Annotated in this window: 8 protein-coding genes; all 8 read left to right on the top strand. The window is 43.2% G+C overall.

All coding sequences use genetic code 11. The features are described from left to right. The first annotated feature begins 90 nt into the window (after positions 1–90). The 8 genes from GTQ43_RS10695 to GTQ43_RS10660 all read left to right on the top strand — a co-directional run bounded on the left by GTQ43_RS10695 (position 91) and on the right by GTQ43_RS10660 (position 14,060). The gene (locus GTQ43_RS10695) at positions 91–1,866 is read left to right on the top strand and encodes an SWIM zinc finger family protein (RefSeq protein WP_265273731.1); all 1,776 of its coding nucleotides are present in this window, start codon (positions 91–93) and stop codon (positions 1,864–1,866) included. Between the two features lie 311 nt (positions 1,867–2,177). Beyond that, the gene (locus GTQ43_RS10690) at positions 2,178–3,965 is read left to right on the top strand and encodes a ShlB/FhaC/HecB family hemolysin secretion/activation protein (RefSeq protein ID WP_265272585.1); all 1,788 of its coding nucleotides are present in this window, start codon (positions 2,178–2,180) and stop codon (positions 3,963–3,965) included. Positions 3,966–4,631: 666 nt separating this feature from the next. After that, positions 4,632–7,268 carry an EAL domain-containing protein gene (locus GTQ43_RS10685; protein WP_265272584.1) on the top strand — a complete coding sequence of 879 codons (2,637 nt, stop codon included), beginning with the start codon at positions 4,632–4,634 and terminating at the stop codon, positions 7,266–7,268. A 250-nt stretch (positions 7,269–7,518) separates the two neighbouring features. After that, a complete protein-coding gene (locus GTQ43_RS10680; protein WP_265273730.1) occupies positions 7,519–8,439 on the top strand; it encodes a histone deacetylase family protein in 921 nt (306 codons plus the stop codon). A gap of 478 nt (positions 8,440–8,917) precedes the next feature. Then, positions 8,918–9,925: a formylglycine-generating enzyme family protein gene (locus GTQ43_RS10675; RefSeq protein WP_265272583.1), complete on the top strand. Its 1,008-nt coding sequence runs from the start codon at positions 8,918–8,920 to the stop codon at positions 9,923–9,925. 403 nt (positions 9,926–10,328) lie between these two features. Continuing rightward, positions 10,329–12,680 carry an arylsulfatase gene (locus tag GTQ43_RS10670; RefSeq protein WP_265272582.1) on the top strand — a complete coding sequence of 784 codons (2,352 nt, stop codon included), beginning with the start codon at positions 10,329–10,331 and terminating at the stop codon, positions 12,678–12,680. A gap of 147 nt (positions 12,681–12,827) precedes the next feature. Next, entirely contained in the window at positions 12,828–13,703 is an 876-nt protein-coding gene (locus tag GTQ43_RS10665; protein WP_265272581.1) for a bile acid:sodium symporter family protein, read from the top strand. 219 nt (positions 13,704–13,922) lie between these two features. Next, positions 13,923–14,060, top strand: a complete 138-nt coding sequence (locus GTQ43_RS10660) for a hypothetical protein (protein WP_265272580.1) — start codon at positions 13,923–13,925, stop codon at positions 14,058–14,060. The last annotated feature ends 4 nt before the right edge of the window (positions 14,061–14,064 follow it).

The following is a 14,064-nucleotide window of genomic DNA, read 5'->3' as shown; positions in this document are numbered from 1 at the left end:
TGCCCTATTCCTAATGACTTTACAGCACGATCGCTAACACCTAAGCTGGATTTAGGATTGATCCAGAGGATTTACACAGGCGATCGCTCGATGTCTATTCCCCAAATTACTGAATTTACTATCCGCCGTCATGCCAATACCAAATCTTTTCAACGCGGCGAGGCATACTATGAGGCTGGTGCTGTTCATGCTGTTACCCAACGTGGTCATCTGCTTCAGGCTGAAGTCTCAGGTACTGAGGCAAGACCTTATCATGTCAATTTGAGTTTCGATAGCAGTGGGTTAACCTCAGCAAACTGCACCTGTGCCTACAACTTTGACGGGTGGTGCAAACACATTGTCGCGACGATGCTTGTCTGTGCCCGTGACTCAGAAAATATTGAGCAGCGCCCCACCATAGAACAACTACTCGATCGCTTGGATCCTATCCAAACCCAAAGGTTGCTGCAAGAGTTAGTAAAAGAATACCCACCACTCATTGAGGCGATTGACCGATATGTAGGTTGGATGACGCATCCGATTGTCGAGCAAACAACCATAAAATCCGTGCGCCGCCTTACTATCGATCCGGCTGCTTTTCGGCGACAAGTCCGGCAGATTATCCGGGATGCTGTGCGCTTTTTTGAGGAGGGGTGTGAAGAAGACCCAATTGCCGAAGATTTACTGAGTGTGGTGCAAACTGCGGTAGCTTTTAGCGAACGGGGAGAGGGGGAAAATGCGATCGCAATTTTAGATGCGATTACCTTTACTTGTGTAGAAAATTGGGACGACATAGCAGATTATGGCGCTGAAAATGATGAAATTGTTGGGGAATTAAATCAGGCTTGGTGTGAAGCAATTCTTACTGCTGAACTCACCCCAGAAGAAAAAGTTGATATCCAAATCAATTTGGAGGCTTGGCAAGATGAGTGGAATGCTGATTTTGGCCTAGTTATGGAAGCTTTACGTCAAGGTTGGGATTATCCGCCCCTAGTGCAAGTTCTCCAAGGTAATATTACCGAAAGGGGAGCTTGGGAAGAAGACGTGCCAGACTATGCAGATGATTTGGCACTAATTCGGCTAAAAATTCTCGAACGTCAGGAACGTTACCAAGAATACCTCTATTTAGCAGAAGCAGAAGGACAAACCCAGCACTATCTCACAATGTTGGGGCGTTTGGGTAGGGTGGAAGAAGCAATTGATGCTGCTCAAACTCAGATGAACTCAATGGAAGAGGCTTTTGCCCTAGCAAAAGCACTCAGCGAACAAAAAGCATTACAGCAAGCACTAGATATAGCCCAGAGTGGGTTAAATTTACCGGGTAATTGTCAGTACGAATTGGGAATTTGGACAAGTGATTTAGCTGTCGAGTTGGGTAATAGTGAAGTTGCTTTATTCGCAATCAAGGCGGCTTTTGAAGTCAAGCCCTCTTTTGTTGACTACGAAAGGATGGCAGAATTAGCTGGGGAAAACTGGGAAAGTGTCAAAATAGACTTGCTGAGAATTGTCCGTACTTATAGTGGTTGGGGAACAGAATCAGCCAAGGTAGATATATTTTTGCATGAGGGACTAATTGATGATGCAATTGCGATCGCTAATGAACTCAGTTCTGATTATTCAGAATTGATTCATCGCGTCATGAATGCTGCTATCCCTCACAATCCTACTTGGGTAATTGCTAATGCGCGTCGCCGTGCCGAAAAGATTATGGATGGAGGTAAGGCAGAATACTACTACTATGCAGTTGAATGGTTAAAAAAAGCACGCACTGCCTACTTGGAATCTGGGAAGAAAGCTGACTGGTTAAGCTATCGGCAAAACTTGATGCAAACCCACGCTCGGAAACGTAAATTGATGGGAATGTTTCAGCAAAAGGATATGGAATAGGGAAAACTAGATCGCTTCAAGCTAGTAATGAAAAGTTTGTAGTAAGCACTTTAGTGCTTAGAAAACAAGGACTGAAGTCCTTACTACGAACTTTCTTACCCATGAATGTAGAAACGCGAAAATTTTCGTCTCTACATTCATTTTGGGAGATATCTAATCGAGATTTTGAAGTCTGCAACTACTAGATAATTTGGCTTTTAAATTGAGATTGCCCAAGATATCAACTTTAGTAGCAAAAGATGCAGTAAGATTCACATCTGAAGTAGTCCCCGTACGATCCCATAATTACTGACAAAAAATAGTCCAGTGCGATGATTGATAAATATCCTCAGAATCTTATCGTGTCCCACTTACCGTTGAGTATGCTTATACTACTCAGCAGTATATCTTCTAGTCCATTGAAAGCTCAGGCTGTTGATACTACACAATTACCAGCTAGTAACTTCGTTTTATCACAAAAACTCCCACCACCACAGGATTTACAACCACCCATACCTTCACCACTTCCCTCGCCTGAACTACCACAGCCACTTCCCCCACCCGCAGAACTATTTCCCCCCTCTGCACCTACACCTATACCTAATGAACCACCCATTGGCAATTTTCCTCAAACTATTGTTGTTGAACGGTTTGAAGTTGTTGGTAGCACAGTCTTCAGTCCCGAAGAGTTAGCCAAAGTCACTGCTGAATTTACCAAACGACCGATTTCGCTGACTGAAGTGTATCAAGCGCGTTCTAAAATTACCGATTTATACGTCAGAAATGATTATATTACCTCTGGTGCATATATCCCGCCCCAAACAATCCAATCCGGCGTTGTCAAAATTCAGGTGGTCGAAGGTAAATTAGAAGATATTAAGGTAACTGGAACTCGGCGCTTAAATCCCAATTATGTCCGTAGCCGCCTAGCAATAGCTACATCAGCGCCTCTGAACAGGAAGCGTCTACTAGAAGCACTACAACTATTGCAACTTAATCCTTTGATTCAAAATGTCTCTGCTGAACTCTCAGCAGGATCGCGGAGTGGTTCGAGTCTTTTAGAAGTCAAGGTTAGTGAGGCAAAAACCTTTACTAGCCAAATAATTCTTGATAATGGGCGATCGCCAAGTGTTGGCAGTTTTCGCCGCCGATTACAATTGAATGAAGCTAACTTATTGGGGTTGGGGGATAATTTAGGTGTCGCTTACACTAATACAGATGGTAGCAACTCCTTTGATGCGAGCTACACATTACCACTCAATCCCCGCAATGGTACACTTAGCTTCAATTATGGTACTACGTCGAGTAATGTTATTGAACCTCCTTTCAACGTTTTAGATATCCAATCGGCTTCTCGCTATTACGAAGTAACATTTCGCCAGCCCATAGTTCAAACTCCTACACAAGAATTTGCTCTTGGGTTGACAGCCTCCCGCCGGGAAAGTGAAGCCTCTTATAGTCCTTTGGGAGAGCAACTACCTTTCCCCGGTTTAGGTGCTGATGGACAGGGACGTACCAAGGTATCTGCATTCCGATTTTTTCAAGAATGGACTTCTCGTAACAGCCGTGAAGTTATCGCCCTCCGCTCTCAATTTAGTTTGGGTATAGATATCTTAAATCCCACAATTAATCAAAATGCTCCCGATAGTCGTTTTTTTGCTTGGCAAGGACAAGCGCAGTGGGTACGCCTTTTAGCTCCTGAAACCTTATTGTTACTTCGTTTAAATACGCAACTTGCATCTAGAACACTTTTGCCTTTAGAGCAATTTGGCTTAGGTGGGCAAGATAGTATTCGGGGCTACCGTCAAGATTACCTGCTAACGGATAATGGCACTTTTGTCTCTGCGGAAGTTCAAGTACCGATTCTGCGCTTACCCCAGATTAATGGCACATTACAGGCTGTCCCTTTTGTAGATTTTGGTGTTGGCTGGAATAGTTCTAATAGAGAGAATCCCAACCCTAATACTTTAGCTGCTGTTGGTCTGGGGTTGCGTTGGTCACAAGGCGATCGCTTCACTGTTCGTCTTGACTGGGGCATTCCTTTAATATCAGTTGACTCAAATGAGAGAACATTACAAGAAAACGGACTGTATTTTAGTTTACTTTACAACCCTTTTTAAAATTTATGGGTTTGGGAGCGGTTTATTCTCCTTTATTTGCCTAATAGAAGCTTATTCAATGAGACGCTATGATAATGCCAATAAGGGTTTGCGCCATTAAGAAATAAAAATAATCCGGTCATTTATATAATTTTAAGTTTACTCCTACTCAGAATAAAAATCAGTAAATATACTATATTTACTATTCAGCGTTTGACTTTATTCTGGGTATCCTAAGAAAGACAAGGTTAAATCATTTAGACAAAGGGGCAAAGTTTATAACTTGTCTCCGGGACTTCTAGTGAAAAAATATTCCAACCAATGCTCGTGGTTGTAAGGTGTGTTATCGCGACAGCGTAACGCATCTGTTATCTATAAGGGGTGCGTTGGGCTTAACGCCACAACACAGCCGAATGGATAATTTATTTTTTGGAAGTCTAAATGAGCCGAGAAAACAGCTAGAACTTCTACTGCAAAACTAATTGAAAAATTAGCCATCTTATTCAAGAAGGTAAATCATTAAGAGAAGGACTGGTTTGTAACCTGATACAAATTTTGCGATCGCAGGTAGGTGGTGACAACTTTGATTGAGCAAATTTTCCTAGAATTTCAGACTTTTAAGCTACATTTCTAGGAGTAGTACTTTTCAGAATAAGACATAAATATATGAGAATTTGAGGAACAGCCATGTTAGGAAATGAGCGGGAAAAAATACGCCATCTGTTGGTCATCAAAGACCTGCAAGGGCGGCGAACTTTCCCCTTGCGAGAGACTACTTATTCTCTGGGGCGACATCCAGCAAACACTATCGTCTTAGTTTCCCGGTCAGTATCGATGCAACATGCAATTTTATTGCGAGTTACTGTTCCAGAAACTGACCAATATGGCTTTCAAATTATTGATGGTAACTACAAGGGTAAAGGAAGTACTAATGGCTTATTTGTAAATGGCACTAAATGCATTTCTCATAATCTCAGAAATGGAGATACCATTGCCTTTGGAAGTAATCAAGCTCAAGCCAAATATTATGCTATTTCCAATATTTCAGAGCAAGCATTTTCTGAATCTTTTGATGTTGAAGACTTATCTGGCTTCCTATCAGAGCAAGGCAGTCCTGCCAATCCTTTTCAAACCCTAGCTATCGATCCTAGCTTTGAAGCAGCTAGTGAGTCTGCCTTAGCTCGCCTAGCATCTATCCCTGAACTCATCCCAAATCCAATTGTTGAGATGGATTTTGAGGGAATAGTGACTTATCTTAATCCTGCCGCAGCTCTCAAGTTTCCCAAACTCAGGGAAGTCGGAACGCAACATCCAATCTTAACAGGACTCCTGAATCCAGTTAAAAATCTCGAAAAAAATTCTTTTGTGCGCGAGGTAGAAGTAGGTACAGAAGTTTTTGAACAATCTGTTCTCTACCTTCCTGAAAGTGATTTAATTAGAACTTTTATTATTAGGGATATTACGGAGCAAAAACAAGCCACAGCCGAATTGCGTCAGCGCGATCGCTTGCTACAAGCAGTTGCCGAAGCCGCCAACTATTTGCTAGGGGAAATGAATTACGAATCTGGTATCGAGCGAGCTTTAGCTTTACTGGGTGAAGCGGCTAAAGCAGATCGCGCCTATCTCTTTCAGAACCATCCCCATCCGACTACAGGAGAAATTGCAGTCAGTTTAAGGTTTGAATGGACGCAATCTTTGATTAAATCTACTCACCACCTTTGGCAGAATCAGCCATGTCAAGGTTCTGGATTAGCCCGTTGGCACGCTGTTCTCTCTAGTGGCCAGTCGATTAGCGGACTCACCCAAAAATTTCCTATAGCCGAACAAGAATTCCTAATTAGAGATGGCATTCAATCCCTTCTCCTAGTGCCTCTCCGGTTCGAGAACGATTGCTGGGGATACCTTGGCTTGGCAGACTGCACCTTTGAGCGTCATTGGTCAAAGCACGAAGAATCTAGCCTTTTGACAATGGCCGCCAGTATTATTGGTGTACGGCAGCGTCAGCAAGTAGAAGAAAAGATTCGCTATCAAGCCCTCCATGACTTGTTAACAGGGTTGCCCAACCGCCTCCTATTTAATGAATTGCTCAGTAAAACTCTGCCTAACGCCACTCGCAATAGCGAAAGTTTAGCTGTCATTTTCCTCGATCTAGATCGCTTTAAGGTCATTAACGACACTCTAGGGCATACACTGGGAGACCAATTGTTACAAAGCGTTGCCCAAAGATTACAAGATTTACTCAGAGGCGGAGACACCATAGCCCGTTGGGGAGGTGATGAGTTTACGATCTTACTCCCGCGAGTCACTGATATTGAAGAGGTAACGCAGGTAGCGTACAGAATCTTACAAGCCTTAGAAGATGCTTTCCATCTCCAAGGACATGAACTTTATGTGACTGCCAGCCTTGGTATTGCATTGCTTGATAGCAACAGTCCTGATGCCGAAACACTAATTCAGCACGCAGATACTGCTTTATACTATGCCAAAGACAAAGGGCGGAATAACTACCAATTCTATAGTGTTTCTCTGAGCGCCAAGAATCCTGAACTTTTGACTTTAGAAAAGAGCTTGCGTTATGCCCTAGAACGTAAAGAATTTACGGTATTCTACCAGCCTCGTGTGAATATTGCCACAGGAGAAATTACTAGTATGGAGGCTCTGTTACGCTGGCAGCATCCAGAAATGGGATTGGTTGCACCCAGTGTCTTCATTCCGCTTGCTGAAGAAAGTGGATTAATTATCCCCATTGGTGAATGGGTGTTGCGGACAGCCTGTATGCAAAATAAAACCTGGCAAGATGCAGGATTTCCACCAATAAAGATCGCTGTTAATCTTTCTCTAAAGCAGTTCCGCCAACCCAAACTGGTGGAGATTATAGCCACAGTTTTAAAACAAACGGGTCTGGAGCCGCACTTTTTAGAATTAGAAATTATGGAAACTACGGCTATTGAGGATTTAGATTTTACTAGAACGGTGCTAGAGGATCTACAGCAGATGGGTATTTACATCTCCATTGATGACTTTGGTACAGGTCATTCCTCGCTCTCGCGCCTACAGCTTTTGCCACTCCACAATCTAAAAATAGATCAGTCTTTCATGAAAGATTTGAAGCCAGATTCCAAAGTAGCTCATATTATCCAGGCCATAGTTACCTTGGGACACAGTTTGGGATTGAAGTTAACAGCCGAAGGGGTAGAAACAGAAGAGCAATTGGAGTTCTTGAAATCTATCGGTTGTGAGGAGGTGCAGGGCTATGTATTCTACCGTCCACTTTCTGGACAGAAAGCTACAGAAATCCTCGAAAGTAAACGACCAACCCTCTAGTACAACAAGGCAAAAGTAAAAAGAATTAATGAAACAGACTACTATTACAAGGAAAAATTGTTTGTATCAGTCAGGATACAATAATTATCGTAATTCGTAATTACCATCGGGGACTCCCCTACGCTAACGCAATTAAATAGGGATTGATACCTCCATTTCTGTGTCATACTCCTACAATGACTGAGTACAGTACAGTGTAGGCTGCTTTAAGAACGGAATGCCCTACCGCTCTATTTTTTATAATTGTCCTATGCTGCCAGTCATCTATTCCGACGAATTTTTAGATCACACGACTGGAAAATACCATCCTGAAAAACCAGAACGCTTGATAGCGATCGCTAATGCCCTAAAAGCAGCTACATTCGCAGATAAAATTATCTGGCGATCGCCCACACCTGTATCAGAACAGCCATCACTGATGTCTATGTTGGTTAAAGCCCATAGTCCAGCCTACATCAGAAAACTTTGGCAAATCGCTTCTAGTGGCGGCGGCCCTTTGGATGGAGATACACCAGTTTCCCCACGGAGTTATGATGTGGCATTGTTGGCAGTTAGTGCATGGTTGGATGGTGTTGAGGCTGTATTAAAGTCGGCGAATCCAGCTTTTGTATTAGCACGTCCCCCAGGACATCATGCCGAAAGTGATGCGGGGATGGGCTTTTGTCTATTTTCTAATGCTGCGATCGCTGCTTTCTTTGCCCTCGAACAACCCGGAGTTAGCCGCGTCGCCATCCTCGATTGGGATGTGCATCATGGTAATGGTACGCAAGCGATCGTTGAAAGTGATGCACGGATCGCCTACTGTTCTCTACATCAATATCCATGTTATCCCGGTACTGGGAGAGCGACAGAATGCGGCTTTCATAATAATGTATTAAATTTACCAGTACCTCCTGGTAGTGATATTGCAACATATCAGCCACTATTTGAGAAACAGGTAGTGCCGTTTTTAGCCAACTTTCAGGCGGATTTACTGATTGTGAGTGCTGGTTATGATGGCAATGCCGACGATCCTTTAGCAAGTATCAATTTGCAGCCAGAAGACTACGGTTTATTTACTGATTATTGTCTAGGGTTAACTCGTAAAATTCTGTTTGGCTTAGAAGGTGGTTATGACTTTGATACTCTTTCTCAATCAGTTGTAGCGACGATTGGGCGTTGTTTAGTTTAACCAAACTTAAATTCAAAAAAACAGGATTTGTGCGAATAATAGCTAAAACCCTGGTTTTCAGGTAGGGGTAATTCATGAATTACCCCCACAGATTGTGGTTTTGCGTAACTTCTAAAAAAGTTGTTGACTTATTTTTTGATAAGGTGTAGTTTATCAATATAAGATTAAACTACTGTAAATTGATAAATTTAAAGTAGTTAATAAGATAAAAAAAAATAATTGATATAAATTTAGAAAATATTGGAATAAAATAGCAATTACTATTCTTTTAACTAATGTTAATAAATATAGCTTTGAGAATTACGGGCGTAATTCTCAAGGCTATTGCAGATTAATATTTTTACTATAAATCAGCTGAAGTTTAAAGTTATTTCATTGAAGTCAGAGTGAGCTTTAAAACAGACTTTGTAAATCTGGGGAAGATTTTAAATTCTATTTATAATCGGTGACTGGCAAATCTAAGATGGTAGTTTTCAAAATGTCAAAGCCAGTAAAAAATTGTTGTTTTCTAAGTTTGATAACCTTATTCTTCGTTCTATTCATTAACTGTCCAGCATTCGCAGTCACGATTGACATCACACAAAGCAACTGTCCTCAAGGGATGGTGCTGATTCCAGAAGGCAGTTTCAAGATGGGGTCAGATAATTCTGATTTTGTCGAAGAGCGATCGGCAGAGAATGTAACAGTTACTCCCTTCTGCATTGACAAATACGAGGTAACAAACGCCCAATTTGCGAAGTTTGTCCAAGCAACGGGATATGTGACAGTTGCAGAGCGTCCATTGTCTAAGGAACAGTTTCCTAACTTACCAGATGAGCAGCGATTACCAGGTTCCTTAGTGTTTCAGATGGCCAAGTCAGGCACAAAACAAGTGTCCTTTTTGAGTTGGTGGTATTGGACTCCTGGGGCAAATTGGCAGCATCCCTTTGGCCCCGACAGCGCGATCGCTACAAAATCTCAATATCCAGTCGTTCACATCGCCTACGAAGATGCCGCAGCCTACGCTAAATGGGCAGAGAAATCGTTACCCACCGAAGCCCAATGGGAATATGCTGCCCGTGGTGGCTTGGATGGTGCAACCTATGCCTGGGGCGATCAATATTCTGAGAAAAAAGCCAATACCTGGCAAGGAATCTTTCCCTTTTTCAATACGCAAGCTGATGGTTATGTCGGTACTGCTCCCATTGGCTCTTTTCCACCCAATGGATATGGTCTTTACGACATGACCGGCAACGTCTGGGAATTGACCTCCGACTGGTTTGGTTTGGGACACAACAGCAAAGCCCATCGGATAAATCCCACAGGCCCAAAAGAAAGTTTTGACCCAAATAAAGCTACAGAAATTGCCCTACACGTTATTAAAGGAGGCTCTTACCTATGTGCCCCAAACTATTGCAGCCGCTTTCGTCCAGCCGCGCGAGAATCTCAAACCCCCGATACAGGGACAACTCATATTGGGTTTCGCTTGGTGAAGAATCTGAGTTGAGGGGGCAGGGGGCAGATTATTCCCTATTATCCGTCCCCACTACCCAGTGAAGTTAATTGACCTCTTGCAAAAATCCTTGAATCACCCCTCCCCAACCCTCCCCTTGTGAAGGGGCTATGGTTGTACACACAAGTCGAATCACCCCCCTTAATCCCCCCTTATAAAGGGGGGAAACAAGAAATCTAGTTCCCTCCCCTTTATAAGGGGAGGGTTAGGGTGGGGTAAAGCCTCGGTTAATCAGCTATTTCAGACTTGTGTATACACCGTAGTGTGAAGGGGAGGGGGCAAGATTTCAAGTTTCCCCCCTTTATAAGGGGGATTAAGGGGGGTCTATTGGACTTATGCAAGAGGTCTAATATTTTTCGCTCAAGTTTCGCTCGATTTTTAAATTTTTTAAATATTTATGTCACCCATCGATTCAACAGTTTTAGTTTTGCGTGCGATCGCCATTTACGTCCTCATAGTTCTACTTGCTGTCACCGAACCCGCTCTAGCAGACACATCCAAGGTTCTCCCAATTCCTGAACAGTCTTTCAAGGGGAAAATTGGCATCACCTACAAAGAATCAAAACAGGATTTTCCACAAGTGAACGCCGCGCCAGCAGCAGCCCCCAATGTCCTGCTGATTTTGTTAGATGACGTAGGTTTTGGGCAAGCGAGTACCTTTGGTGGCCCAGTGGAAACCCCTAATTTGACTCGGTTGGCTGAGAGAGGGTTACGTTATAACCAATTTCACACCACAGCCCTTTGCTCACCCACACGGGCAGCTTTGTTGACTGGGCGCAATCACCATTCTGTAAATACAGGAGTAGTTAGCGAGTTAGCAACAGGCTATCCTGGCTATACAACTATCTTGCCTAAGAGTGCCGCCACTGTCGCGGAAGTGTTACGCCAAAACGGTTATAACACGGCTGCTTTCGGCAAATGGCACAATACCCCAGACTATGAAACCAGCGCCGCCGGCCCTTTTGATCGCTGGCCTACAGGGTTAGGATTCGAGTACTTTTATGGATTCCTGGGCGGTGATACTAACCAGTGGAGTCCGGCTTTGGTAGAAAACACCAAGCGGATCGAAAAACCTGCGAATAATCCCGATTATCACTTGACCCCTGACTTAGTAGACCATGCGATCGCCTGGATTCGCTCTCAACAATCTATTGCTCCTGATAAACCTTTCTTTACCTATTTTGCTACTGGTGCAACCCACGCACCTCACCACGCGCCCAAAGCTTGGATTGACAAGTATCAAGGCAAATTTGCTCAGGGATGGGATAAATTGCGAGAAGAAACCTTTGCTCGTCAGAAACAACTAGGTGTGATTCCTGAGAATGCCCTACTGACTCCTCGCCCGAAAGAACTACCAGCTTGGGATTCCCTCTCAGCAGAAGAGCAAAAACTCTATGCTCACATGGCAGAAGTATTTGCCGGATTTTTGGGTCATACAGACCATGAAGTGGGACGGTTGATTGATGCGATCGCTCAACTTGGTGAACTAGATAACACCTTAGTAATTTATATCGCTGGAGACAACGGTGCTAGTGCAGAAGGTGGTTTAACAGGTAGCGTTAATGAACTAAAAGTTTTCAACGGCGTACCCGAAAATTTCCAAGAACTCCTCGCTGCATACAATGACTTGGGGAGTCCCAAGACATTCAACCATTTTCCGGCGGCTTGGGCTTGGGCGGTAAATACTCCTTTCCAATGGACAAAGCAAATCGCTTCTCACTTTGGTGGTACTCGTAATCCTTTGGTAATTTCTTGGGGCGATCAGATCAAAGATCAAGGGGGACTTCGTAGCCAATTTCATCATGTTATTGATGTTGCACCCACCATCTTAGAAGCAGCTGGAATTACTACCCCGACTAAAGTTAATGGAGTCAAACAACAAGCGATCGAAGGTACCAGCCTCGTCTATACCTTTGATAATCCCGAAAGTCCCTCCCATCGCAAAACTCAGTATTTTGAGATGCTGGGAAATCGAGCCATTTATGATGAGGGATGGGTTGCAGCTGCCCGTCATCGGCGTTTGCCTTGGCAAGGTACTGTCGCTGCTAACTTTGATCAAGATCCGTGGGAACTATACAACATTGAAGAAGATTTTAGCGAAGCCAACAATTTAGCCGAACAGAATCCAGACAAGCTGGAAAAACTGCAAAAGCTGTTTCTCTCAGAAGCCCGTAAACATCAAGTCTTACCATTAGACGATCGCCTTTTTCAAAGGTTCGATGTCAACAATCGTCCCAGTCTAGCCGCAGGACGCACAACCTTTACTTATTATCCCGGTGTGAGTATCCCCGAAGGTAGCGCCCCAAACCTCAAAAACAGATCCTTCAGCATCAAAGCTGATGTGGATATTCCAGAAAGTGGCGCAGAAGGTATCCTGTTGACTCAAGGGGGAAGATTTGCCGGTTGGAGCTTTTTTATTGAGGATGGTAAACCAACCTATGCCTACAACTTAGCAAATACTGCTCGTTACATTATCCAGTCATCTGAAAAACTACCCGCAGGTAAATCAGCAGTGCGATTTGATTTTGAGTATGACGGCGGTGGTGTTGGTGCGGGTGGAATCGGCAAGCTATTAATTAACGATAAACAGGTAGCTGAAGGTCGAATTGAAAAAACCATAGCTTACCGTTTGGCGTTAGACGAAACCTTTGATGTTGGTCGAGATACAGGTACTCCTGTTGTTGAATCCTACCAAGTCCCCTTTGCATTCACTGGCAGTTTAAAGCAAGTCAGCCTTGAGGTGAAGTAAGGGATTTCCAAATAAAAAATACTCAACTACTTCTTGTGGGGTGGGCTGAAAAGCCCGCCCTAATTATACAAGAGGCAAAATTGGACTTTGTCCCGCTTTGCTAACGCGTCTCTACATTGATCATCTGGGTTAAATATAAATTGACTTATGAACGAAATCTTTTCACTAATCGATAAGCTAGCATTCCTCACATTCATTGTTGCGACCATGCTGGGTACTGGGTTACGTCTAACTGTACAGCAGATTTGGGAACCACTCCGCAACACTCGTTTAGTCATCTTGTCCCTAGTTGCAAATTTTATTCTCGTACCGCTTTTTGTGTATCTGCTTCTACAAGTAGTACCTCTGAGCGAACCCTTGAAAGATGGTTTCATCATCATGGCAATAGCAGCAGGGCCTCCGGCTTTACCCAAACTGGCGCAGATCGTAAAAGGTAATATCGCTTTCTCTACAGGATTGATGATGTTACTAATGCTTGGCACAATCTTCTATATGCCGATCGCACTACCCTTAGTTTTGGAAGGCGTGGAAGTCAACTCATGGGACATTGCCAAACCCTTGCTGTTTTTGATGTTAAGCCCGTTAGCGATTGGGTTATTTATCAAAGCCAAGTTTGAAGCGATCGCCTTTTTTCTCCAGCCAATAGTCTTAAAATTATCCAATATTGGATTACTCTTAGGTCTAGTAGTCAGGCTGGTAATACATTTCAACGATATTGTCAGTTTATTACAAACCGGTGCAATCCTTGTTTGTGTCGTCTTTATTGTATTTTCCTTTAGTGTGGGTTATCTTTTGGGCGGGCCTGGTATCGATACCCAAAGAGTGCTAGGAGTCGGAACAGCCCAACGGAATTTTGCCGCAGCTTTATTAGTGGGTACAAGCAATTTCGATGATCCAAACGTGGTCAGCCTGATCATGGTGACGAGTTTATTAATGTTGATTATAGTTCTCATCGCTGGACAAAAGTTTACACAAATCGAAGAGGCAAAGATTCTAGAAATCGAGCAAGCAAAGGTTTCTTGACCATGAGAACAGAGAGAAAGTTACAGTCAGTCTCCCCAATGCCCAATGACTAATTTTGTCAAATTCATCAAATTTTCAGAAAGAAAAAGTTTGAATGGGGTTCAGAAAGAGCTAAAGTTTTGTTAAGATGCAATTGCTAGCAGTTTCTCAGCGAAATTCACCCATCGGGGTGTGGAGAAATAAAAAGTACTAGCAGCACAAAATTTCAAAGGTGAAGCAATGACCACCTATATTTTTTTTGATGAAGCCCTACGGATGCTGACAAATGCCTATTTACTATCAGTAGTACTGTTAATAGCAGCTTCTGGTATAGGTTTGGCAGTAATTGAAACAATAGAAAAGACGGGAGAACGTTAAGTTT

Source organism: Nostoc sp. KVJ3 (genome assembly GCF_026127265.1).
Lineage (GTDB): Bacteria > Cyanobacteriota > Cyanobacteriia > Cyanobacteriales > Nostocaceae > Nostoc.
The sequence above is the reverse complement of the archived record's forward strand: the minus strand, read 5'-3'. Positions and strand labels throughout refer to the sequence as shown.